The 21,150-nt window shown below is 70.5% G+C and carries 24 protein-coding genes and 1 pseudogene; 18 read left to right on the top strand and 7 right to left on the bottom strand.

Going from position 1 to position 21,150, the window contains the following annotated elements; translation table 11 throughout:
- Nucleotides 1-79 precede the first annotated feature (79 nt).
- From AC230_RS00275 to AC230_RS00260, 4 genes are read left to right on the top strand one after another with little or no spacing between them, the layout of a single operon-like run.
- Nucleotides 80-1,267, top strand: coding sequence for an allantoate amidohydrolase (locus AC230_RS00275; protein WP_198535368.1), 1,188 nt, complete (start codon nucleotides 80-82; stop codon nucleotides 1,265-1,267).
- Entirely contained in the window at nucleotides 1,258-2,598 is a 1,341-nt protein-coding gene (locus AC230_RS00270) for a formimidoylglutamate deiminase (protein WP_049713876.1), read from the top strand. The genes AC230_RS00275 and AC230_RS00270 overlap by 10 nt, the downstream gene beginning before the upstream one ends.
- Before the next feature lie 53 nt (nucleotides 2,599-2,651).
- The gene (hutI, locus tag AC230_RS00265) at nucleotides 2,652-3,821 is read left to right on the top strand and encodes an imidazolonepropionase (RefSeq protein WP_049713875.1); all 1,170 of its coding nucleotides are present in this window, start codon (nucleotides 2,652-2,654) and stop codon (nucleotides 3,819-3,821) included.
- Nucleotides 3,822-3,861: 40 nt separating this feature from the next.
- Complete coding sequence (locus tag AC230_RS00260) at nucleotides 3,862-4,557, top strand: aspartate/glutamate racemase family protein (protein ID WP_049713874.1); 696 nt, start codon at nucleotides 3,862-3,864, stop codon at nucleotides 4,555-4,557.
- 44 nt (nucleotides 4,558-4,601) lie between these two features.
- On the opposite strand, the gene AC230_RS00255 is transcribed toward AC230_RS00260, so the two are convergent.
- Complete coding sequence (locus AC230_RS00255) at nucleotides 4,602-5,522, bottom strand: RNA polymerase sigma factor SigF (RefSeq protein ID WP_422125545.1); 921 nt, start codon at nucleotides 5,520-5,522, stop codon at nucleotides 4,602-4,604.
- A gap of 305 nt (nucleotides 5,523-5,827) precedes the next feature.
- Between AC230_RS00255 and AC230_RS00250 the strand changes: the two genes are divergently transcribed.
- Complete coding sequence (locus AC230_RS00250) at nucleotides 5,828-6,172, top strand: STAS domain-containing protein (RefSeq protein WP_107082019.1); 345 nt, start codon at nucleotides 5,828-5,830, stop codon at nucleotides 6,170-6,172.
- 150 nt (nucleotides 6,173-6,322) lie between these two features.
- Nucleotides 6,323-6,823, top strand: coding sequence for an ATP-binding protein (locus AC230_RS00245; protein ID WP_049713872.1), 501 nt, complete (start codon nucleotides 6,323-6,325; stop codon nucleotides 6,821-6,823).
- Between the two features lie 101 nt (nucleotides 6,824-6,924).
- Here the strand turns inward: AC230_RS00245 and AC230_RS00240 are convergent, their stop codons facing one another.
- Nucleotides 6,925-8,457: a peptide MFS transporter gene (locus AC230_RS00240; RefSeq protein WP_049713871.1), complete on the bottom strand. Its 1,533-nt coding sequence runs from the start codon at nucleotides 8,455-8,457 to the stop codon at nucleotides 6,925-6,927.
- 481 nt (nucleotides 8,458-8,938) lie between these two features.
- On the opposite strand from AC230_RS00240, the gene AC230_RS00235 reads away from it, so the two are divergent.
- Nucleotides 8,939-9,619 carry a response regulator transcription factor gene (locus tag AC230_RS00235; RefSeq protein WP_049713870.1) on the top strand — a complete coding sequence of 227 codons (681 nt, stop codon included), beginning with the start codon at nucleotides 8,939-8,941 and terminating at the stop codon, nucleotides 9,617-9,619.
- 31 nt (nucleotides 9,620-9,650) lie between these two features.
- Nucleotides 9,651-10,892, top strand: coding sequence for an ATP-binding protein (locus AC230_RS00230; RefSeq protein WP_049713869.1), 1,242 nt, complete (start codon nucleotides 9,651-9,653; stop codon nucleotides 10,890-10,892).
- Between the two features lie 7 nt (nucleotides 10,893-10,899).
- Here AC230_RS00230 and AC230_RS00225 read toward each other — a convergent pair whose 3' ends face one another.
- Nucleotides 10,900-11,406, bottom strand: coding sequence for a GtrA family protein (locus AC230_RS00225; RefSeq protein WP_049713868.1), 507 nt, complete (start codon nucleotides 11,404-11,406; stop codon nucleotides 10,900-10,902).
- Between the two features lie 204 nt (nucleotides 11,407-11,610).
- On the opposite strand from AC230_RS00225, the gene AC230_RS00220 reads away from it, so the two are divergent.
- Genes AC230_RS00220 through AC230_RS00210 form a run of 3 tightly spaced genes read left to right on the top strand, consistent with a single transcriptional unit; the run spans nucleotide 11,611 to nucleotide 14,446 of the window.
- The gene (locus AC230_RS00220; RefSeq protein ID WP_241833019.1) at nucleotides 11,611-12,729 is read left to right on the top strand and encodes a 5-(carboxyamino)imidazole ribonucleotide synthase; all 1,119 of its coding nucleotides are present in this window, start codon (nucleotides 11,611-11,613) and stop codon (nucleotides 12,727-12,729) included.
- Nucleotides 12,726-13,262 (top strand): 5-(carboxyamino)imidazole ribonucleotide mutase, encoded by a 537-nt coding sequence (gene purE / locus AC230_RS00215; RefSeq protein ID WP_049713866.1) that lies wholly within the window; start codon nucleotides 12,726-12,728, stop codon nucleotides 13,260-13,262. Before AC230_RS00220 ends, purE begins: the two co-directional genes overlap by 4 nt.
- Nucleotides 13,259-14,446, top strand: coding sequence for a dipeptidase (locus AC230_RS00210; RefSeq protein WP_049713865.1), 1,188 nt, complete (start codon nucleotides 13,259-13,261; stop codon nucleotides 14,444-14,446). The genes purE and AC230_RS00210 overlap by 4 nt, the downstream gene beginning before the upstream one ends.
- A 13-nt stretch (nucleotides 14,447-14,459) precedes the next feature.
- Here the strand turns inward: AC230_RS00210 and AC230_RS00205 are convergent, their stop codons facing one another.
- Both AC230_RS00205 and AC230_RS00200 read right to left on the bottom strand, forming a co-directional pair.
- A complete protein-coding gene (locus AC230_RS00205; protein ID WP_049713864.1) occupies nucleotides 14,460-14,933 on the bottom strand; it encodes an OsmC family protein in 474 nt (157 codons plus the stop codon).
- A gap of 82 nt (nucleotides 14,934-15,015) precedes the next feature.
- A pseudogene (locus tag AC230_RS00200) lies at nucleotides 15,016-15,420 on the bottom strand (acyl-CoA dehydrogenase family protein); the annotation flags it as partial.
- A 399-nt stretch (nucleotides 15,421-15,819) separates the two neighbouring features.
- On the opposite strand from AC230_RS00200, the gene AC230_RS00195 reads away from it, so the two are divergent.
- Nucleotides 15,820-16,227, top strand: coding sequence for a lactococcin 972 family bacteriocin (locus AC230_RS00195; protein ID WP_078870837.1), 408 nt, complete (start codon nucleotides 15,820-15,822; stop codon nucleotides 16,225-16,227).
- A gap of 255 nt (nucleotides 16,228-16,482) precedes the next feature.
- Nucleotides 16,483-17,124, top strand: coding sequence for a DUF6518 family protein (locus tag AC230_RS32325; RefSeq protein WP_157868463.1), 642 nt, complete (start codon nucleotides 16,483-16,485; stop codon nucleotides 17,122-17,124).
- A gap of 218 nt (nucleotides 17,125-17,342) precedes the next feature.
- Here the strand turns inward: AC230_RS32325 and AC230_RS00190 are convergent, their stop codons facing one another.
- On the bottom strand, nucleotides 17,343-18,521 hold the full coding sequence (locus AC230_RS00190; protein WP_049713861.1) for a helix-turn-helix domain-containing protein: 1,179 nt from the start codon (nucleotides 18,519-18,521) through the stop codon (nucleotides 17,343-17,345).
- Nucleotides 18,522-18,685: 164 nt separating this feature from the next.
- Between AC230_RS00190 and AC230_RS32320 the strand changes: the two genes are divergently transcribed.
- From AC230_RS32320 to AC230_RS00175, 4 genes are all read left to right on the top strand, one after another.
- Nucleotides 18,686-18,832 carry a hypothetical protein gene (locus AC230_RS32320; protein WP_157868462.1) on the top strand — a complete coding sequence of 49 codons (147 nt, stop codon included), beginning with the start codon at nucleotides 18,686-18,688 and terminating at the stop codon, nucleotides 18,830-18,832.
- Entirely contained in the window at nucleotides 18,820-19,017 is a 198-nt protein-coding gene (locus tag AC230_RS00185; protein ID WP_049713860.1) for a hypothetical protein, read from the top strand. The genes AC230_RS32320 and AC230_RS00185 overlap by 13 nt, the downstream gene beginning before the upstream one ends.
- Nucleotides 19,018-19,132: 115 nt before the next feature.
- Nucleotides 19,133-19,504: a glycine-rich domain-containing protein gene (locus AC230_RS00180; protein ID WP_241833010.1), complete on the top strand. Its 372-nt coding sequence runs from the start codon at nucleotides 19,133-19,135 to the stop codon at nucleotides 19,502-19,504.
- Nucleotides 19,505-19,570: 66 nt separating this feature from the next.
- Nucleotides 19,571-20,251, top strand: coding sequence for a class I SAM-dependent methyltransferase (locus tag AC230_RS00175; protein ID WP_049713858.1), 681 nt, complete (start codon nucleotides 19,571-19,573; stop codon nucleotides 20,249-20,251).
- A 29-nt stretch (nucleotides 20,252-20,280) separates the two neighbouring features.
- On the opposite strand, the gene AC230_RS00170 is transcribed toward AC230_RS00175, so the two are convergent.
- On the bottom strand, nucleotides 20,281-20,565 hold the full coding sequence (locus tag AC230_RS00170; protein ID WP_049713857.1) for a GntR family transcriptional regulator: 285 nt from the start codon (nucleotides 20,563-20,565) through the stop codon (nucleotides 20,281-20,283).
- A gap of 262 nt (nucleotides 20,566-20,827) precedes the next feature.
- Between AC230_RS00170 and AC230_RS00165 the strand changes: the two genes are divergently transcribed.
- On the top strand, nucleotides 20,828-21,025 hold the full coding sequence (locus AC230_RS00165) for a hypothetical protein (protein WP_049713856.1): 198 nt from the start codon (nucleotides 20,828-20,830) through the stop codon (nucleotides 21,023-21,025).
- Nucleotides 21,026-21,150: the final 125 nt, after the last annotated feature.

The following is a 21,150-nucleotide window of genomic DNA, read 5'->3' as shown; positions in this document are numbered from 1 at the left end:
GGACGACGGCCGCCGCGTGGCGGGCGGTCGTTCCGCCCCGGCGGCACCCCTGCCCGCCAACGGCCCCTCGTTCCACGAGATGTGGCGCGATCTCGCGCCCGTCGGGCGGGCCGAGGAGAGCGGGGGCTACCGCCGCTTCGCCTGGACGGGCGCCGACGCCGACTGCCGCGCGTGGTTCAGGGCGCAGGCCGAGACCCGCGGCCTCGCCCACGAGGTGGACCGCAACGGCAACCAGTGGGCCTGGCTCGGTGACCCCTCCGCCGGGGACGCCGTCGTCACCGGCTCGCACCTGGACTCCGTCCCCGACGGCGGGGCCTTCGACGGCCCGCTCGGCGTCGTCTCCTCCTTCGCCGCCCTCGACGAGCTCCGCGCCCGCGGCGCCCGCCCGTCCCGCCCCCTCGCCGTCGTCAACTTCGGCGACGAGGAGGGCGCGCGCTTCGGCCTCGCCTGCGTCGGCTCCCGGCTGACCGCCGGGCAGCTCACCGCCGACGCGGCGCGCCGCCTGCGCGACGCCGACGGGGTGTCGCTGCCGCAGGCGATGGAACGCGCCGGGTACGACCCCGAGGCCATCGGGCCCGACCCCGAACGCCTCGCCCGCGTCGGCGCGTTCGTCGAGCTCCACGTCGAACAGGGCCGTGCCCTCGCGGCCACGCCGCACCCCGTCGGCGTCGCCTCCGCGATCTGGCCGCACGGACGCTGGCGGTTCGACTTCCACGGCGAGGCCAACCACGCGGGCACCACCCGCCTGGAGGACCGCCGCGACCCGATGCTCACCTACGCCAACACCGTGCTGGCCGCGCGCAAGAAGGCCCGCCTCGCCGGCGCCCTCGCCACCTTCGGCAAGGTCGGCGTCGAGCCGAACGGCGTCAACGCCGTCGCCTCCCTGGTCCGCGCCTGGCTGGACTCCCGCGCCGCCGACGAGGCCACCCTCGCCGAGGTCGTCGGCGAGATCGAGCGCGCCGCCGTCGAGCGGGGCCGGCGCGACGGCGTCGAGGTGCGCGTCACCCGCGAGTCGTTCACGCCCGTCGTCGAGTTCGCGCACGACCTGCGCGACCGGCTCGCCGGGCTGCTCGGCGGCGTACCCGTCCTGCCGACCGGGGCCGGACACGACGCCGGAATCCTCTCCGCGAGCGTTCCGACCGCCATGCTGTTCGTACGCAACCCCACCGGCGTCTCCCACTCGCCGGCCGAGACGGCAGCCGAGGACGACTGCGTCGCCGGGGTGACCGCACTCGCCGACGTACTGGAGGGCCTCGCGTGCCGGTGACCACGACCTACTGGGCGGAGCACGCCTGGCTCGGCGACCGCGTCGAGCCGGGCGTGGCCCTCGACGTGGCGGACGGCCGGATCACGGCCGTCCGCACGGGCGCCGCCACGCCCCCGCCGGGCGCGGAGACCCTGCGGGGGCTCACGCTGGCCGGCCTGGCGAACGCCCACTCCCACGCCTTCCACCGGGCCCTGCGCGGCGCCGCGCAGGCCGGCGAGGGGACGTTCTGGACCTGGCGCGACGTCATGTACGGCGTCGCCGACAGGCTCACCCCCGACAGCTACTTCGCCCTCGCCCGCGCCGTCTACGCCGAGATGGCGCTCGCCGGGATCACCTGCGTCGGCGAGTTCCACTACGTCCACCACGCCCCGGGCGGCACGCCCTACGCCGAACCCAACGCCATGGGCGAGGCCCTCCTCGCCGCCGCCGCGGACGCCGGCATCCGCATCACCCTCCTCGACACCGCCTACCTCTCCTCCGGATTCGGGGAACCGCCCAGCCGGCACCAGCGCCGCTTCTCCGACGGCACCGCCGACGCCTGGGCCGAACGGGCGGCCGGAATCGAGCCCTCCGGCCACGCCCGGATCGGCGCCGCCGTCCACTCCGTGCGCGCCGTGCCCGCCGACCAGCTCGCCACCGTCGCCGCCTGGGCCGAGGAGCGCGGGGCCCCGCTGCACGTCCACCTCTCCGAGCAGATCGCCGAGAACGACGCCTGCGTCGAGGCGTACGGCTTCACGCCCACCGCCCTGCTGTCGGACCACGGCGTGCTGGGCCCGCGCACCACGGCCGTCCACGCCACGCACCTCACCCCGGGCGACATCCGGCTCCTCGGCGGCTCCGCCACGGGCGTCTGCATGTGCCCCACCACCGAGCGCGACCTCGCCGACGGCATCGGGCCCGCCCGCGCCCTCCAGGACGCCGGCTCGCCGCTCTCCCTCGGCAGCGACAGCCACGCGGTGACCGACCTCCTGGAGGAGGCCCGCGCCATGGAGCTGGACGAACGGCTGCGCACCCACCGCCGGGGCAACTGGACCGCCGCCCAGCTCCTGCGCGCCGCCACCGCCGACGGGCACGCCGCCCTCGGCTGGCCCGAGGCCGGCCGCATCGAGGCGGGCGCGCCCGCCGACCTCACCACCGTGGCGCTGGACTCCGTCCGCACCGCGGGGCCCGGGCCCGAACTGGCCGCCGAGACGGCCGTATTCGCGGCCACGGCCGCGGACGTACGGCATGTGACGGTCGGCGGGCGGCGGATCGTCCGCGACGGGCGGCACCTGCTCGTACCGGACGTGCCGCGCGCCCTCGCCGAGTCGATCGCCGCCCTGCGCGGCTGACGCCGCCCGGAACGCCGACGGAACAGACGCGACAGAAGGACACCCACAGCTTCATGACCACGACGGCCATCACCCACATCGGCAGTCTCGTCACCAACGACACCTCCCTCGGCACGGGTCCGCTCGGTCTGCTCCGGGACGCGGCCGTCGTCGTCGACGGCGACCGCGTCGCCTGGGTCGGTGGGACCAGCAAAGCACCCGCCACCGACAACGCCGTCGACGCGGGCGGCCGGGCGGTCCTGCCCGGGTTCGTCGACTCCCACTCCCACCTGGTCTTCGCCGGGGACCGCACCGACGAGTTCAACGCCCGCATGTCGGGCCGCGGTTACAGCGCGGGCGGCATCCGCACCACCGTCGCGGCCACGCGCGCCGCGAGCGACGCGGAGCTGGAGGCGGGGCTCGTCCGCTACCTGGACGAGGCGCTGCGCCAGGGCACGACCACGCTGGAGACCAAGTCCGGGTACGGGCTGAGCGTCCACGACGAGGCGCGCGCCCTGCGCATCGCCGCCGCCCACACCGACGAGGTCACCTACCTCGGCGCCCACGTCGTGGCCCCCGAGTACGCGGACGACCCGGACGGGTACGTCGCCCTGGTCACCGGCGAGATGCTGGACGCCTGCGCCCCGCACGCCCGTTGGGTGGACGTCTTCTGCGAGAAGGGCGCCTTCGACGGCGACCAGTCCCGGGCCGTCCTGGAGGCGGGTCTCGCCAAGGGGCTGTCGGCCCGCGTCCACGCCAACCAGCTCGGGCACGGGCCCGGCGTCCGGCTCGCCGTGGAGCTCGGCGCCGCCTCCGCCGACCACTGCACGCACCTGACGGACGCGGACGTGGACGCGCTCGCGCAGGGCTCCACCGTCGCGACGCTGCTGCCCGGCGCGGAGTTCTCCACGCGCGCGCCGTGGCCGGACGCGCGGCGGCTGCTCGACGCGGGGGTCACGGTCGCGCTCTCCACGGACTGCAACCCCGGCTCGTCCTTCACCAGTTCCGTGCCGTTCTGCATCGCGCTCGCCGTGCGGGACATGGGGATGACGCCCGACGAGGCGGTCTGGTCCGCCACGGCCGGCGGTGCGGCGGCCCTGCGCCGCACCGACGTCGGCCGGATCGCGCCCGGGGCCCGCGCCGACCTGGTGCTGCTCGACGCGCCCTCGCACGTCCACCTCGCCTACCGGCCGGGGGTGCCGCTGGTGGCGGGGGTGTGGAAGCGGGGCGTCCGCGTGCGGTAAGTGCGTTGCGCCGCGGCGCTCCGGCGGCGAAGGTGATCCGATGAAGACGATCGGATTGCTGGGCGGCATGAGCTGGGAGTCCACCGCCGAGTACTACCGCCTGCTGAACACCCTCACCCGCGAGCGGCTCGGCGGGCTCCACTCCGCCCGGTGCGTGCTGTACTCCGTGGACTTCGCGGAGATCGAGCGGCTCCAGGCCGCCGGGCGCTGGGAGGAGGCGGGCGAGGTGCTCGCCGGGGCCGCGAAGGCGCTGGAGGCGGCGGGGGCCGAGCTGCTGCTCCTCTGCACCAACACGATGCACAAGGTCGCGGACCACGTCTCGGCGGCGACGTCCGTCCCCCTGCTGCACCTCGCGGACGCGACGGCCGAGGCGGTGCGGGCGGCGGGCGTCCGCCGGGTCGCCCTGCTCGGGACGGCCTTCACGATGGAGCAGTCCTTCTACAAGGACCGGCTCGCGGCGGGCGGTCTGGACGTCCTCGTCCCCGGCGAGGAGGGACGGCGGACCGTCCACCGCGTCATCTACGAGGAGCTGTGCGCGGGGGTCGTGCGCGAGGAGTCGCGGGCGGCGTACCGCGAGATCATCCGGGAGCTCGTCGTCGCGGGCGGCGCGGAGGGCGTCGTGCTGGGCTGCACGGAGATCGAGCTGCTCGTGCGCCCCGAGGACAGCCCGGTGCCGCTGTTCCCCACGGCCCGGCTGCACGCCGAGGCGGCGGTGGCGCGGGCGCTGGAGGGCTGAGGGAGCGCCGTGTCCGGCCGGGGGCTTGCCGGACACGGCCGCCGTCACCCGTCGCCCAGCAGCCCCCGCCGCAGGCGCACCAGCGTGCGCGACAGCAGCCGCGACACGTGCATCTGCGAGATGCCGAGCTCGTCGCCGATCTCCGACTGGGTCATGTTGGCGACGAAGCGGAGGGAGAGGATCTTCCGGTCCCGCGGGGCGAGTTCGGCGATCAGGGGCTTCAACGACTCGACGTACTCGACGCCTTCGAGGTCGTGGTCCTCGTAGCCGATGCGCTCGGCGAGGGCGCCGTCGCCCTCGTCGGCCTCGACGGGCGCGTCCAGCGAGCTGGCCGTGTAGGCGTTGCTGGCGCTCATGCCCTCGACGACCTCGTCCTCGGAGATGCCGAGGTGGGCGGCGAGTTCACCGACGGTGGGGGAGCGGTCCAGGCGCTGGGCGAGTTCGTCGCCCGCCTTGGCGAGGGAGAGGCGCAGCTCCTGGAGGCGGCGCGGTACGCGCACCGACCAGCTCGTGTCGCGGAAGAAGCGCTTGATCTCGCCGATGATCGTCGGCATCGCGAAGGTCGGGAACTCGACGCCCCGGCTCAGCTCGAAGCGGTCGATGGCCTTGATGAGGCCGATGGTGCCGACCTGGACGATGTCCTCCATCGGTTCGCTGCGGGTGCGGAACCGGGAGGCCGCGAACTTGACCAGGGCCAGGTTCAGTTCGACGAGGGTGTTGCGCACGTACTGGTACTCGTGCGTCCCTTCCTCGAGCGACTCCAGCCGCGCGAAGAGGGTTTTGGACAGGGCCCGCGCGTCGACCGGCTCCACCTCGTCGTACGGGGGGATGTCGGGGAGGGGCGGGAGCGGTGCGGGTGCCGACGAGGCGCTCTCCGGGGCCTCCGGAGAGGCGGTCCCACAGGTGGCCCCGATGATCAGGGGGGAACGCGGTTCGTCGAGCCGGGGTGACATGGTCTCCTCCATCGTTCTCGGCATATGGCCGCCGGTGCCATGAGCTCGTGCTGCGGTTTGCGGCGCCTCCGGGCCGTCGTGGTGGGCGATGTGCTCGTACTCCGCTCTGGGTACTCCTCTAGCCGTATCGGTCTTTACCTCACCTTGGCAAGTCCGATATGTCCGGATCAGGGCTGAAATGCCGGAAGTTGGACTTTCGGCTCCCGTAAGGAACGCGTAGGGTTTCCGCTGTCCTCAGCGGGCATGGCACGGCATGGGCACACCACGGAGGGATACGCGATGAAAAGCGGAGATACCAGGGAAAAGGTGTCGGAGTCGTGAGCGGGGCCCGGCTGCGGGTGGAGGTCCGGCGGCACGGCGCCAGCGCCGTCGTGACACCGCGGGGTGAGCTCGATCACCATACGGCCGAGCTGCTCCGCGAACCCCTCGAGAACTGCGCCGCGGAGACCGGCGCACGCGTCGTGGTCGACTGCTCACAGCTCGAGTTCTGCGACTCCACCGGACTCAACGTCCTGCTCGGCGCCCGGCTGAAGGCCGAGGCCGCGGGCGGGGCGGTCCATCTGGCGGCGATGCGCCCCGTCGTGGCCCGGGTCTTCGAGATCACCGGGGCCGGCGCGGTCTTCGTCGTCCACGGCACGCTCGACGCCGCGCTGGCCGAGTAGCGGCCGGCCGCACCGGCCGCGGCACGCGAGCCGCGTCACAGGTGTCCGCCGCGCACGGCCGGGCAGGAGCCAGCTGGACCCGTCCACGACGGCGGGGCCGACCCCCTCTTCCCAACTTCTCTATCGGTCAATCGGTGAGGTGAAGCGCTGATGAGCACCACCCGGCCGTCCCGGCCGGCGCCGGGCGAGCCCGGCCCGGAGGCGCACGGTTCCGCCGCGGCCGGCGGCCCCGCCGGGCCGGCCGGGCCGTCCCGCAGGCTCCACCTCGTCGGCGTCGGCGGCGCGGTCCCGATGTCGCGCGACTTCACCCGCCAGGCGCTGGCCGACTGGGGCTGGCTGCCGGCGGCCAGCGCCGACCACCGGGCCGCCGCCGAGGACGTCCTGCTGGTGGTCTCCGAGCTGGTCACCAACGCCTGCCTGCACGCCGGCGGGCCGGAGGAGCTGCTCGTCACCCGGGGCGCCAAGGTGCTGCGCCTGGAGGTCTCCGACCTCGGCGCCGGCGAGCCCGCCCCCCGCACCCCGCACCGCGCGGGCCGCCCCGGGGGCCACGGCATGTTCATCGTCCAGCGGCTCTGCCTCGACTGGGGCGTCGTCCGCCACGAGGGCGGCGTCGGCAAGACCGTGTGGGCCGAGCTGGCGGCCCCGGGGTAGCGCCGGAGGGGAGAGGCCGCCCGGAGGGCGGCGGGAGACACCGGAGGGCCCCCGGCGCGCCGTTGCGCCGGGGGCCCTCTCGCCGTACGGGACGCCGTCCGTCAGCGGACGTCGCCCATCAGGCCCTCGATCTTCTTGCGGGACGTCCAGACCGCCGCACCCGCGACGGCCGCGACCACGGCCTCGCCGAGGATCACGCCGAAGCTGTTGAGGTTCACACCGCTGGTGGCCATCAGGGTCATCACACAGTCGCCCGCGGTGACCGCGAGGAACCAGACGCCCATCATCTGGCTGGCGTACTTCTGCGGCGCCATCTTCGTGGTCAGCGACAGACCCACGGGCGACAGGCAGAGTTCACCGAGGGTCTGCAGCATGTAGATGGTGATCAGCCACAGGGGGCTGACCGTCTTGCCGTCCGTCGCCATCGCCATGGGGATGGCGAAGAGCACGAAGGAGGCACCGGCCAGCAGCATCGCCGCGGAGAACTTCACCGTGGAGCTGGGCTCGCGCTTGCGGCGCGCCAGCGCCACCCACATCGCCGCGAAGACCGGGGCGAGGACGAGCACCCACGCCGAGTTGATCGACTGGAACCAGGTGGACGGGAAGTGCAGGCCGAAGACGTTGTCGGTGGTCTTCTTCTCGGCGAAGGTCGACATGGTCGAACCGGCCTGGTCGAAGATGCCCCAGAACACCGCGGCCGCGACGAAGAACCAGATGTAGCCGCTGACCTTCGTCTGCTCCTCGGAGGTGAGCTCCTTGTCCCGCTTGATGCGGGCGAGGACGAAGATCGGGACGACGAGACCGATCAATGCGATCGGCACCAGCGCCCAGTTGATCGTGAAGTGGCCCGTGCCGACCACGACGCCGTAGAAGATCGCGGCGATGACCAGCCAGATCAGGCCCTTCAGCAGCCAGGAGTTGCGCTCCGCGGCCGTCAGCGGCATCGGGACCGTGGCGCTCTTGGGGTCCAGCCAGCGGGTGCCGATGAGGAACGCCACCAGGCCCAGGCCCATGCCGATCGCGGCGAGGGTGAAGCCCAGGTGCCAGCTGACCTTCTGGCCGACGGTGCCGATGACCAGCGGGGCGCCGAGGCCGCCGAGGTTGATGCCGATGTAGAAGAGCGTGAAGCCGCCGTCGCGACGCGGGTCCTTGGGGCCGTTGTAGAGGTGGCCGACCATCGTCGAGATGTTGGACTTCAGCAGACCCGAGCCGATCGCCACCAGCGCCAGACCGGCGAAGAAGGTGGGCTTGCCGGGCAGGGCGAGCAGCAGGTGGCCGCACATGATCACGCTGGCCGCGATGGCCACCGTCTTGCGCGGGCCCCAGACCCGGTCGCCGAACCACCCGCCGGGCATGGCCAGCAGGTACACCATCGCCACGTACACCGAGTAGATGGCCAGCGACGTGGACTCCGGCATGGCCAGACCGCCGCCCTGGCTTCCGGACTTGGCGTCCGGGCCACCGGAGATCAGGTACAGGACGAGGAGGGCGCGCATTCCGTAGTAGGAGAAGCGCTCCCACATCTCGGTCAGGAAGAGGGGGGCCAGGCCGAGGGGGTGGCCGAAGAGGGTCTTGCCGCCGGCGACGGGGGTGTTGTCCCGCGCGGTTGACTCCTTCGTCAGGCTGGACGCCATGGTCGATCCTTGGGTTCCGAGGACGCGCGTGGAGCTGCTGCGCGCCCGTATGGGGGTTGGCCGGCACCGGTTACGGCACCGCTCGCCCCCACGCCCTTGGGGTTCGCCTCCCCGCGCGGGGGAGCCGGCAGAGCGGCCGTACGCCGGGATCCACGCCCCCGCGCACCTTCGCGCGACGGACCCGGCCGACAGGTCATTCACTGGAGGAACGGGACCGGGGGTTCTCCGGTCGGGTTCCGGGCCCGTGCACAACGGGGACCTCCGGCGGTGCTGTCGTGCCGAAGGTCCCCCATTGATGCCAAGACTTCCGGTAACCATACGTCACACCGCGCCCCGATTTGGAGGGGGTTGAGACGTGGATCACAGTGAGATACGGAACCATTCCACCCGCCCGGGGAGTGGTAGTAGGTTCGGCAAACCCTCGCCCCCTGTGCTCCGGAGTGCGCTCTGACGTGCGCCCGAGCGGACTACCATCACCTCCATGACCCGAGTACTGCTCGCCGAGGATGACGCGTCCATCTCGGAGCCGCTCGCGCGCGCCCTGCGCCGTGAGGGGTATGAGGTGGAGGTGCGTGAAGACGGTCCGGCCGCGCTCGCCGCCGGGATCAAGGGGGACGTCGACCTGCTCGTCCTCGATCTCGGGTTGCCCGGCATGGACGGCCTGGAGGTCTGCCGCCGGCTGCGCACCGAGGGTCACGGCTTCCCCGTCCTCGTCCTCACCGCCCGCGCCGACGAGGTGGACACCGTCGTCGGTCTGGACGCCGGCGCCGACGACTACGTGACCAAGCCCTTCCGCCTGGCGGAGCTGCTCGCCCGCGTCCGGGCCCTGCTCCGGCGCGGCGCCGCCGAGTCCCCCCAGCAGGCCACCGCCACCCACGGCGTCCGCATCGACGTCGAGTCGCACCGCGCCTGGATGGGCGACGAGGAACTCCAGCTGACGGCCAAGGAGTTCGACCTGCTGCGCGTGCTCGTCCGGGACGCCGGCCGGGTCGTCACCCGCGACCAGCTGATGCGCGAGGTCTGGGACACCACCTGGTGGTCGTCCACCAAGACCCTCGACATGCACATCTCCTGGCTGCGCAAGAAGCTCGGCGACGACGCGGCCAACCCGCGCTACATCGCCACCGTCCGGGGCGTCGGCTTCCGGTTCGAGAAGAACTGACCGCCCAGGGAACCGGGACCGAAGCACCGCCGTGCGCCGCCGACTGATCAACTCCACGCTGGCCGTCGTCCTCGTCGTGATCGCCGTCTTCGGCATCTCGCTCGTGATCGTCGAGACCCGCACGATCGAGAACAGCGCGCGCGAGAGCGTGCAGTCCGAGGCCGTGCGCCTGGTGAGCATCGTCGAGGGCCGGCTGGCCGGGGGCGAGCGGGTGGAGTCGGGGGTGCTGCGCCAGCAGGTCACCACCGACCGCTACGCCCGCGTCGAGATCCCCGGCCGGGCGCCCATCGAGATCGGCAGCCGCCCCGAGGGCGGGCTGATCACCTCCACCGAGACCGGCGAGCACGGGGAGACCGTCCGGGTCGAGGAGTCCCGGGCGACGGTCAGCAAGGAAGTCGGACGGACGCTGCTGGTGATCCTCACCGTGGCGCTGCTGGCCGTGGTGGCGGCGGTCTTCCTCGCCGTACGGCAGGCCAACCGGCTCACCGCCCCGCTCACCGACCTCGCCGAGACCGCCGAGCGGCTGGGCTCCGGCGACCCCCGCCCCCGGCACCGCCGCTACGGAGTCCCCGAGCTCGACCGGGTGGCGGACGTCCTGGACTCCAGCGCCGAGCGCATCGCGCGGATGCTCACCGCCGAGCGCCGGCTGGCGGCGGACGCCTCGCACCAGCTGCGCACCCCGCTCACCGCGCTCTCCATGCGGCTGGAGGAGATCACGCTCACCGACGACCCCGAGACGGTCAAGGAGGAGGCGACGATCGCCCTCACCCAGGTCGAGCGGCTCACCGACGTCGTCCAGCGGCTGCTGACCAACTCCCGTGACCCCAAGACCGGGTCGGCCGTCACCTTCGACCTCGACGAGGTCATCCAGCAGCAGCTCGACGAGTGGCGGCCCGCGATCCGGGCCGGCGGCCGCGCCCTGGTGCGCTCCGGCAAGCAGGGCCTGCGGGCCGTGGGGACGCCCGGCGCGGTCTCCCAGGTGATCGCGACGCTGATCGAGAACTCCCTGACGCACGGGGACGGCGCAGTCGCCCTGCGCACCCGGGTCACCGGCAACCAGGCCGTCGTCGAGGTCTCCGACGAGGGGCCCGGGGTTCCCACGGACCTGGGCGCGCGGGTCTTCGAGCGCACCGTCAGCGGACGCAACTCCACCGGCCTCGGCCTCGCCGTCGCCCGCGACCTCGCCGAGGCGGACGGGGGGCGGCTGGAGCTGCTCCAGCAGAGCCCGCCGGTCTTCGCCCTGTTCCTCAGCATGGAGGGCGAGCAGGGCTGAGCGGGGACTAGCGGGAGTGGCTGGGCGCCTTCGACCGCTGCCGCGGCACGTCGGCCAGGAACGATTCGGCAGTCTGCACCGGCAGCGTCCGGAACACCCACGTCCGGTAGGACCAGAAGCGGAAGACCGTCCCGATGCCCAGCCCGACCACGTTCTTCGCGATGTTGTCCGCGAGCGACGAGGTCAGGCCGAAGCCGTAGTGCGACAGCGCGAGGATGCCGTTCTCGATCACCAGGCCCGCGCCGCTGAAGAGCAGGAAGAGCGTCATCTCCCGGCTGCGCCGGCTCCGGTCGCAGTGCCGGTACGTCCAGTAGCGGTTGCCCACGTAGTTCGTGGCGATGGCGACGGCCGTGGCGATCACGCCGGAGCGGACCACCGCGAGGTCCATGCCGTGCCGGCAGATGTTGAAGACGATGAGGTTGACCACGAATCCCATGGCGCCGACCGCGCCGAACTTGGCGATTTCGCGGGCCAGCCGCTCCAGCCGGGAACGCACTGTGCGCCGATGACTCATAAGTTCGTCAGGCTCCGTAGGGATGGGCGGGCAGGGCGTGGGGCACAAACGTCCATGCTAGCGAGCCGGCCCCCGGGCGGCCCGGGGTGTGGATGAACGTCCGGCGAACCCCTCGCGGAAGGCCTCTGGAGGATCGTCCAAGGGGCGGCCCGGGGCGGTCGTGCGTACGGATACCCTGGGGGCGTGACGTTCCCGGTAGTCGGCATGGTCGGCGGCGGCCAGCTCGCGCGCATGACCCACGAGGCGGGCATCCCCCTCGGCATCCAGTTCAAGCTGCTCAGCGACACCCCCCAGGACTCCGCTGCGCAGGTCGTCGGTGAGGTGGTCGTCGGTGACTACCGCGACCTCGACACCCTTCGTGCGTTCGCACAAGGGTGCGATGTCATCACCTTCGACCACGAGCACGTTCCGACCGAACACCTCAGGGCCCTAGAGGCCGACGGGATCCCCGTCCGCCCGGGGCCCGACGCCTTGGTGCACGCCCAGGACAAGGGCGTGATGCGCGCGAAGCTCGACGCGATCGGCATCCCGTGCCCGCGCCACCGCATCGTCGAGGACCCGGCGGACGTGCGGCGCTTCGCGGAGGAGGGCGCCGGCTTCCCCGTCGTCCTCAAGACCGTCCGCGGCGGCTACGACGGCAAGGGCGTCTGGGTCGTCCGCGACGAGCGGGAGGCGGCCGGGCCGTTCCGCGCCGGGGTGCCCGTCCTCGCCGAGGAGAAGGTGGACTTCGCCCGCGAGCTCGCCGCCAACGTGGTGCGCTCCCCGCACGGGCAGGCCGTCGCCTACCCCGTCGTCGAGTCGGTCCAGGTGGACGGCGTCTGCGACACGGTCATCGCCCCCGCGCCGGGCCTCGCGCCCGAACGGGCCGCGCACGCCCAGGAGATGGCCCTGCGGATCGCCAAGGAGCTCGGCGTCGTCGGCCACCTCGCCGTCGAGCTCTTCGAGACCCGCGACGGCCGGGTCCTCGTCAACGAGCTCGCCATGCGCCCGCACAACTCCGGCCACTGGACGCAGGACGGCGCGATCACCTCGCAGTTCGCCAACCACGTCCGCGCCGTGCTCGACCTCCCGCTCGGCGACCCCCGCCCGCGCGCCAGGTGGACCGTCATGGCCAACGTGCTGGGCGGCGACTATCCGGACATGTACTCCGCGTACCTCCATTGCATGGCCCGCGACCCGGGGTTGAAGATCCATATGTACGGCAAGGACGTGAAGCCCGGCCGCAAGGTCGGACACGTCAACACCTACGGCGACGACCTGGCGGACGTGCGCGAGCGCGCCGCCCACGCCGCCGGATACCTGCGAGGAACGATCACCGAATGAGCAGTTCCGCCCCCGTCGTCGGCATCGTCATGGGATCCGACTCCGACTGGCCCGTGATGGAAGCCGCCGCCCAGGCCCTGGCCGAGTTCGACGTCCCGTACGAGGTGGACGTCGTCTCCGCGCACCGCATGCCCCGCGAGATGATCGCCTACGGGGAGGGGGCGGCCGGCCGGGGCCTGAAGGCGGTCGTCGCGGGGGCGGGCGGCGCCGCCCACCTGCCCGGCATGCTGGCCTCCGTCACCCCCCTGCCCGTGATCGGCGTCCCCGTCCCGCTGAAGCACCTGGACGGCATGGACTCCCTGCTCTCCATCGTGCAGATGCCCGCCGGCGTCCCGGTCGCCACGGTCTCCGTCGGCGGCGCGCGCAACGCGGGGCTCCTCGCCGTCCGCATGCTCGCCGCCCACGACGCCGGACTCCGCGACCGGATGCGGCGCTTCCAGGACGAGCTCAACGAGCAGGCCACGGAGAAGGGCCGCCGCCTGCGCGCGAAGGCCGAGGGCGCCACGGGCTTCGGGTTCGGCGGACAGCGATGAACGCACTCGACCGCGCCCGCGAACTCCTCGCCGCGCACCCCGTCGTCGACGGACACAACGACCTGCCCTGGGCACTGCGCCAGCAGGTCGCCTACGACCTCGACCGGTGCGACATCGCCGCCGACCAGAGCGGCGCCGGCCTCCACACTGACCTGCCCCGGCTGCGCGCCGGCGGCGTCGGCGCCCAGTTCTGGTCGGTCTACGTCCGCAGCGACATGTCCGGCGACGACGCCGTCAGCGCCACGCTCGAACAGATCGACATCGTCCGCCAGTTGACCGACCGCTACGCCGGCGACCTGCGCCTCGCCCTGACCGCCGACGACGTGGAGGCGGCCCGCTCGGAGGGCCGCATCGCCTCCCTGATGGGCGCCGAGGGCGGCCACAGCATCAACTGCTCGCTGGCCACGCTGCGTTCGCTCCACGCGCTCGGCGTGCGCTACATGACCCTCACCCACAACGACAACATCCCCTGGGCGGACTCCGCGACCGACGAGCCCCGCGCCGGCGGCCTGACCCGCTTCGGCGAGGAGGTCGTCCGCGAGATGAACCGCCTCGGCATGCTCGTCGACCTCTCGCACGTGTCCGCCGACACCATGCGGGACGCGGTGCGGGTGAGCGAGGCGCCGGTGATCTTCTCGCACTCGTCCGCGCGGGCGGTCTGCGACCATCCGCGCAACGTGCCGGACGACGTGCTGGCCTCGCTGCCCGCCAACGGGGGCGTGGCGATGGCGACCTTCGTCCCCAAGTTCATCCTGCCGGAGGCGGTCGCCTGGACCGCGGCGGCGGACGAGAACATGCGGGCGCACGGCTTCCACCACCTGGACACGACGCCGGAGGCGATGGCCGTCCACCAGGCCTTCGAGGCGTCCCGCCCGCGGCCCGTCGCGACGGCGGCGACGGTCGCGGACCACCTGGACCACATGCGGGAGGTGGCGGGCGTCGATCACATCGGGATCGGGGGCGACTTCGACGGGACGGCGTTCACGCCGGTGGATCTGGCGGACGTGGCCGGTTACCCGAACCTGATCGCCGAGCTGCTGCGCAGGGGCTGGTCGGAGGCGGATCTGGCGAAGCTGACCTGGAAGAACGCGGTGCGGGTGCTGCGCGACGCGGAGGCCGTCGCGCGGGACGTCAGCTCCCGCCGGGGTCCGTCGGTGGCGACGATCGGCGCGCTGGACGGCTGAGCGCGGCGATCGCCTACTGGACGTGGATCAGGGGCTCGTGGCGGATGGGGAAGTTCACCGAGCGCGCGATGAAGCACACCGAGTGCACTTCGTCGTGCAGTGCGCGGGCCTTGTCCGTCATGGAGACATCGGCGACGGTCACCTCGGGGCGGAGCGTGACCTCGGTGATCTGCCCTCCGCCGCCGCTCGCGTCCATCGTCATGACCCCGTGGGCCCGGTCCTCGTAGTCGACGACGGTCACCCCGCCGACGGCGCACAGGTGGAGATACCAGAGCATGTGGCACTGGGCGACGGAGGCCACCAGCAGTTCCTCGGGGTTCCAGCGGGCCGGGTCGCCGCGGAAGGCCGGATCGGAGGAGGCGGCGATGGGAGGCTTTCCCGTCGCCAGGACTTCATGGGCACGGCTGAAGGACCGGTAACTGTCCGTTCCCGAGCCGTTGTTGCCGGTCCATTCGATTTCCACGTCATAGGTGTGCGTCTCAGCCATGCGGCCAGGATAGGGAGGGGTCGGCCTCCTTATCCTGGCCGCCCGCGGTGTGCGCCCGGCGCCGTCCCGGCGGGAGGGGGTCCTACGGCAGGTTGCGCGCCATGACGATGCGCTGCACCTGGTTGGTGCCCTCGTAGATCTGGGTGATCTTCGCGTCGCGCATCATCCGCTCCAGCGGGTAGTCGCGCGTGTAGCCGTAGCCGCCGAGCAGCTGGACCGCGTCGGTGGTGATCTCCATGGCGGCGTCGGAGGCGTAGCACTTGGCGGCGGCGCCGAAGAAGGTCAGGTCGCCGTCGGTGCGCTCGGACTTGGCGGCGGCCGCGTAGGTCAGCTGCCGGGCCGCCTCCAGCTTCATCGCCATGTCGGCGAGCATGAACTGGACGCCCTGGAAGTCGCCGATCGCCCGGCCGAACTGCTGCTGGACAGCACCGACCTCGACGGTGCTGTGGTGACCAGCGATGTGTCGCACACCCAGTGCGACCACGCCACCTACTTTTCCGGGACGTGGCGCTCACCACATCCGCAGGAACGGACCTGTGAACACGGGCAAGGCCGCGGTGAGATCCGCCGGATCAAGGTATGCACCGTCAACAGCCTGCTGTTTCCCGGCGTGCAGACAGCACTCCAGCGGTCACACGAGGCCGCAACAGGGCAGAAGGATGCTGACTGCCTCGGAGAAGAGGATGCTCGGCAGTCCGAAAAATTCGGACATTTTCCAATGAAGTGGAGTGGGTGATACCTCATAAATGAACTAATGGCACCCTGCATCTAGGGATGTTTTTCGGACAGAGTTCTGAAATTAACTTCACAATACAGGTCTGCATCAGCCAGGATCTTCCTCCGTGAGCCCACGCATTGGGAACTTCAACGGAGGGATGTAACGCTCATGAAGCTTTTCGGTAGATCCTTGGTTGTTGTCGCCGCGAGCACGGCCGTGGCTGCTGGCGTTCTGGTTTCGCCCGCCAGCGGCGCAACCCCTCGTCCGCCCAAGGAGTTGGGCAACGTCACCGAGTGGGGCATGGTCGAGATCAAGGTCGACCCGAACGCCAAGTTGGCGGCCCCGATGGCCAGCAAGAACGTCGGCGGTGGCACCTGGGAATATGGCACCGAACTGACGCCCGGTGGCAAGCGGTGCTACTCGTACTACTACCATGGCTCGAAGCTGCACAACGCGACCGTAGAGATAGGCGGCGGCAGCTTGAAGGTCGGTGCGAAAGCCGGCGAGACGGCCAGGGCCAGCAAGACGGCCGGTGCCGCGTATACGTGTCACGCGTACTGGGGCGTCACTGGCTAGCATCCGGATGATCTGAATGCCATGCCCGAATGCCGGTCCGGGCTTCCAATGTCAGCGCGCGTGATACCGCACCTCAACAGTGCAAACTTCGGCCAGGAATATCGCACATGGGCGAGTGGGCTTTGTGGCCCGTTGTCTTAGCTCTAAGGGCGGGTAAGTAGTGGTTAAATGTCGCTGCCTCCGGTAGACTCTCAAGTCTCGCTTGGCGGCAGGGTCGTGGATAGCTCGCTACCGAAAAGGACTCATTCGAATCTCGTGTCCCCTTTACGCTCCTTTGTTCTGGCCCCCGCGATCGCGCTGATCGCCGGCGTGGCGCTCGGGATTTTCGCTCCGCTCCTTGGAACGGTTGATGCGCCAGTAATTCACGTCCTGCACCTCGTCTTGGCGGCAGGATGGTCTTGGGCGGCCTTGGCTTTCTGCGTCGGCCTTGCGTGTAAATCCAGGATCAAGTCTGCTGTGTTGGCTCCTGCCGCCCTGGCTGCAGGTGTGATTGCCTACTATGTGACCAAACTGGCTCAAGGGGAATTCCGAGAATGGGTAAACTTGGATGACCCTTCGCAGGGGACTCATATCTATTGGGCTGGGTTCCTGTCAAAAATGCTGTTCTGGTGTGCGGCAGCTATAGTTCTTGGTCTGCTCCTGGGAGTGGCCGGACATCTGGGACGGAACCCTGAACTTCGTGGAGTCCTCTTTCGGGCGTCGATTCCGCTGGTGGCTATCATTGAGACATCAATGCGGCTCAACGTGGAATCCTCTTCGCAGGGGGCAGTTGCCGCCGCCACCTGGAATGTCACCCGACTCGTGGCGGTGGCCGTCCTTATCTTTCTGGTCTGGCATGGGGTTCGGTCGAGGTCAAAGCGCTCCATAAATGGGCAGGGCTTCGGCGTGAAGCCGTAGTGTCCTGGGCTTGATTCGGTTTGACGGACATCCGAGGCCAGAGGCTATGGCCCCGGATGTCCGTCATGGAGAGCACGGCCGACAAGAAGCTGCGTCCGCGTCGCTCGTATTCGCCCATGGGTTCAAGCTGAGACGTGGAGCTGTGCCGGCGTGGTGGCCGCTCGATCGGTCAGGTTGCGAAGGACTTCGACCTCAGGGCGGAGATTCGGTGGCCCTCGTCAGACCGCGATTCCCGACAGCTTCGACAGCTTGAGGAGTTGAGGGTTGCTCCGGCGGTGAAGGGACGACAGCACTCGGAAGACCTCCCGCCCCATCGGATGGATGCGCGCCATGTGCGGTGCCACGCCCCAAGCGGTGGTCAGGTTCTCCAGGGCCCCGTCCCGGTCGCCGATGTCGAGCTGAGCCCGCGCCATGTTGATCCGCGTCGGGGCGATGCGAGTGGGCGGCAGCCCGTCCAGCACGGCGTCAATGTTCTCTGCCGCGCTCAGTGCCTCACGGGGCTTGCCCAGGTCCAGCCGGGTGGCGAGTACGTGTGTGGCCATGTTCTGGGGGCCGAAGATCATGTGGTGGCGGTTCCAGTCCTGACTGAACCATTCAGCGGCTTCGGCGGCGGACGCGATGTGCCGCTCCGCTTGCCGCTTGCCTTCCTCCTTGCCCCTGAGCCGACCCGCCAAGGTCATGCCGCGAAGGTTGAGCAGGCCGACCGCGAAGGCGCGTTCCTGCCCTGACAGGCTCCTCTGAGCCGCACCGATGGCGCGGTCGACGATGGTCAGCCCGCCTTCGAAGTCACCGCCGTTCAGGTACGCCCCGGCCCTGTCTCGCGCCGCGATGGCCTCGCTCAGCGGGTTGTGCCGCTGCTCGACAGCCCACCGCTGACGAGTCACGGCCAGCTCTGCCATGTCCATCCACCTGTGCCGTGCGGCCAGCCAATAGGCGGTGCCATAGGCGTCCGTGAGCGCCGCCCAGGCTTCCGCCGTGTTCGCGGTGTACGCGAACGCCGTGGCGTCCCTGAGCAGCTTCGGCAGCATGGCCATGGGACGGGTCACCTCTACGTCGTCCCGGAGTTGCCCAGCGGCCTCCAGGGCGGAGCTGATCTCTCCTTTCCTGACCTTCTGCTTTCCGGGTAGGTCGTAGTTCCTGATGGCCGACCGCAGCGCCGACAGATGCGCTTCCGAGTCGTGTTCCACGGTGACCTTGCCCTGCACTTCGGCCATGGACAGCCCCAGAGCTTCGGCCAGAGCGGCGGCAGTCGCAGGTGTGAGGGCCCGGTCTCCCACCTCGATCCTGGACAGCAGGGAGACAGAGACGTTCGCCTTTCCGGCCAGCCGGGCCTGCGACAGGCCGCGTGCCTTCCGGAGGACCGCCAGGTTCGCGCCGGGGGCCAGATCAGTGCTCATGGGCTCATGTCTTCCTCGCGGATGCAGGTCCTGTCGTCCATGCTCACAGGCTGCGCGCCTGACCGCACACCCGTTGTGCAAACGCTGTGCAAGTTCCCCCGTGTGTATGGGGGTTGACTGAGTGACACGGCCAGGCAGACAGCAGAGTGGGAGCAATCCTCACCATGACCACGGAAACCGAAGCGGTCGCGCAGCAAGCCGACGCCTTCATGGCGGGCAAGAGGAAGGCCGACGACACCGCGTTCATGCTCACGCGGGTGCTGGCGGAGATGGGCATCAACGTCGGAGAGCGGGACTCGTGGCCCAGATGACGGGCCGCGCCTCCCTCTCCGGCGAGCCGTCGCTGTACCTGGGGACCGTGCCGCTGCCCACCGCCCGCAAGCTGATCGACGCCCTGGTCTACGCGGAGTCGGCGAAGCGGCGCCAGCCCTGGGAACACGTCACGGGCCACCGCCGCCGGCACTGCCGGGCTCCAACGCACCACCCCCGCGGATAGCCCAGGCTGTCCACTCCATCAAGAGAAAGGGAACACGGTGGCAACAGCCGTACGGCTCAGGGATCCTCGCACCTGCGTCATCCCCGAAGTCTGGGAGGGTGAGGTACAGCTGATCATGCGTGACCACGGCATGGACCACGAAACGGCGGAACGCACCTTCGGCCAGACGATCGCCTACCTGGTCACGTCCACCGAACGGTCGGACGTCCACATGGGCCCGGCCCCGCGCGTGGACTTCGGCGTTCACTCGTTCGTGCTCGACAGCATCAACTACACGGCGTTCTGCAACGCGGTCGCCGGACACTACATCCACCACGTCCCGCACCTCCCCCAACAAAAGGGCGGCGAGGCTCCCTCTCTGGGGGAGACCGTCCGAGCGATCAAGGCAGCCGGGTTCGCCGTCAACCACGACCTGTGGAACGCCGATGAAGCCGACTGTTCCCAGTGTCACGCCGGGTGCACTGACAGCCCTGTCGGCGGGAAGTAACAGCGAGGTTCGTCAGACGGACGGCTCCCCCAACTCGGGGGAGCCGTCACGCGTGGAAGGAGCGGCATGGAAGCAGTCACCGCAGCGTGGGAACGATACGCGGCTGGCCGGACGCCACGCAGGACCCACAACGCGGCCGGGGCTACTACGTGGTTGAACTGGACTCAGTACGCCGACCACGGCCCCGACGAGTCGGTGATCGGCGAGATCCATGGGCGTCGCGTGCTGGAACTCGGATGCGGTACCGGCTGCAACCTTGCTCACCTCTCGACACTTGGCGCCCAATGTGTCGGCATCGATATCGCTCCAACTCAGCGCGAAAAGGCGGCGGCCCGGTGGGGCCACCTTCCCGGCCTCTCCTTCCGGACCGCAGAAGCGACGGAGTTCTTGGCCGCTCACCCCGACAGCTTCGACGTGGTCCTGTCGATCTTCGGGCCCGTCTGGTTCATAGACCCGACGACGCTCCTGCCGCTGGTGCGACAGAGCCTGACCGCAGGCGGGGCTTTCGTGTTCTCGCACAAGCCGCCACGGCCCGATCCGCAGCCAGGGGAGCCCCTTCGAGAAGCACGTGCGGTGTCGCGTTGGGACCATTCCCCCTGTAAGTGGGCCGCTTTGCTGGAGTCAGCCCGCTTCGCGAACATCACGACAGAGATCATCGATCCGCCGCACGGTGAGCGGGAAGGGACGTTGGTCGTACGAGCCGAGGCGCGGGAAGAACGGATCGGCCGTCCCGCCCGCCAGAGCTGACGAAGGACGCGTCCAGGACCGCGCAAGACTCAGTCGGCGGACCCTGGCCCTTCGGACGGAGTCGCCGCGTCAGGCTTTGCGATGACGAACACGCCCTTGCCCTGGACACCCCGAACGATGCCCTCGGCTTCGAGCGCGCCGATAGCGGACTTGATCGTTCGGCGGCTGACCGCGCCACCGGTCTCCAGTTCCAGTTCGTGCTGGGAGGGGATGCGGCGGCCAACCGGGATTTCCCCGCGTCGGATGCGTTCACGCAGGACGGACGCCAGCTGCACATACATCGGGGTGATGCTCTCCCGATCGATCTCGATCATAGGTGGAGCGTAAAAGGTCAGGCCGGGCCAGCATAGGTCAAGTAGGCACGTGATAATACGTTCTAAGACGTACTAAGTGCGGTAGAGTCAGGCTGCACGAGAAGACCCCCGCGACGGATGCGAGCCGTCCGGGGGCGTGGCCACCAACCAGATGGAGGTTGATGACAGTGCTCCAAACTACCTGTCAGCACGCGCTACTGCGGGCCGTCCCGTCCTCTGTAGGGCGCATCGCCCTGTGTGTGGAAGCGCTGGAGGTCATGGGATGACCACCGTGCACGAACCCGTCCCCGTCCATATTTCCGCGACCGCGCTGACGGACGATCCCGAGCCCGCGCCCGGATGCGATGTCTGCGGAGCGCTGGCACGGCAGCGCGTCGAGGCTCGGCGGACCGGCGACTTCTCGCAGGCCACCGACTGCAACGTCGAGCTGCGGCAGCACCCGCATACCCGGAGGCGCTGATGAGCCCCGGCCAAACGGTGCGGCGGGTTGCCCATGACCGCATGCCGCATGAGTCGCTGTACCGGGTCGCACTGCGTCTTCTATGGGAGATCTTGCGCCTGCAGCGACGACGTCCCGGTCGGTCC

The sequence above is a fragment of the Streptomyces caatingaensis genome, from assembly GCF_001187435.1.
Classification (GTDB): Bacteria; Actinomycetota; Actinomycetes; order Streptomycetales; family Streptomycetaceae; genus Streptomyces; species Streptomyces caatingaensis.
Note: the sequence above shows the minus strand (reverse complement) of the source record. Positions and strands in the feature narration are given on the sequence as shown.

Coding starts and splice junctions, on each gene's coding strand:
- AC230_RS00260 (WP_049713874.1), top strand. CDS start 3,862: ATGAAGACGATCGGATTGCTGGGCGGCATGAGCTGGGAGTCCACCGCC.
- AC230_RS00245 (WP_049713872.1), top strand. CDS start 6,323: ATGAGCACCACCCGGCCGTCCCGGCCGGCGCCGGGCGAGCCCGGCCCG.
- AC230_RS00235 (WP_049713870.1), top strand. CDS start 8,939: ATGACCCGAGTACTGCTCGCCGAGGATGACGCGTCCATCTCGGAGCCG.
- AC230_RS00220 (WP_241833019.1), top strand. CDS start 11,611: ATGGTCGGCGGCGGCCAGCTCGCGCGCATGACCCACGAGGCGGGCATC.
- AC230_RS00205 (WP_049713864.1), bottom strand. CDS start 14,933: ATGGCTGAGACGCACACCTATGACGTGGAAATCGAATGGACCGGCAAC.
- AC230_RS00195 (WP_078870837.1), top strand. CDS start 15,820: ATGAAGCTTTTCGGTAGATCCTTGGTTGTTGTCGCCGCGAGCACGGCC.
- AC230_RS00275 (WP_198535368.1), top strand. CDS start 80: ATGTGGCGCGATCTCGCGCCCGTCGGGCGGGCCGAGGAGAGCGGGGGC.
- hutI (WP_049713875.1), top strand. CDS start 2,652: ATGACCACGACGGCCATCACCCACATCGGCAGTCTCGTCACCAACGAC.
- AC230_RS00240 (WP_049713871.1), bottom strand. CDS start 8,457: ATGGCGTCCAGCCTGACGAAGGAGTCAACCGCGCGGGACAACACCCCC.
- purE (WP_049713866.1), top strand. CDS start 12,726: ATGAGCAGTTCCGCCCCCGTCGTCGGCATCGTCATGGGATCCGACTCC.
- AC230_RS00225 (WP_049713868.1), bottom strand. CDS start 11,406: ATGAGTCATCGGCGCACAGTGCGTTCCCGGCTGGAGCGGCTGGCCCGC.
- AC230_RS32320 (WP_157868462.1), top strand. CDS start 18,686: ATGACCACGGAAACCGAAGCGGTCGCGCAGCAAGCCGACGCCTTCATG.
- AC230_RS00175 (WP_049713858.1), top strand. CDS start 19,571: ATGGAAGCAGTCACCGCAGCGTGGGAACGATACGCGGCTGGCCGGACG.
- AC230_RS00170 (WP_049713857.1), bottom strand. CDS start 20,565: ATGATCGAGATCGATCGGGAGAGCATCACCCCGATGTATGTGCAGCTG.
- AC230_RS00180 (WP_241833010.1), top strand. CDS start 19,133: ATGCGTGACCACGGCATGGACCACGAAACGGCGGAACGCACCTTCGGC.
- AC230_RS00165 (WP_049713856.1), top strand. CDS start 20,828: ATGACCACCGTGCACGAACCCGTCCCCGTCCATATTTCCGCGACCGCG.
- AC230_RS00255 (WP_422125545.1), bottom strand. CDS start 5,522: ATGGAGGAGACCATGTCACCCCGGCTCGACGAACCGCGTTCCCCCCTG.
- AC230_RS00210 (WP_049713865.1), top strand. CDS start 13,259: ATGAACGCACTCGACCGCGCCCGCGAACTCCTCGCCGCGCACCCCGTC.
- AC230_RS00190 (WP_049713861.1), bottom strand. CDS start 18,521: ATGAGCACTGATCTGGCCCCCGGCGCGAACCTGGCGGTCCTCCGGAAG.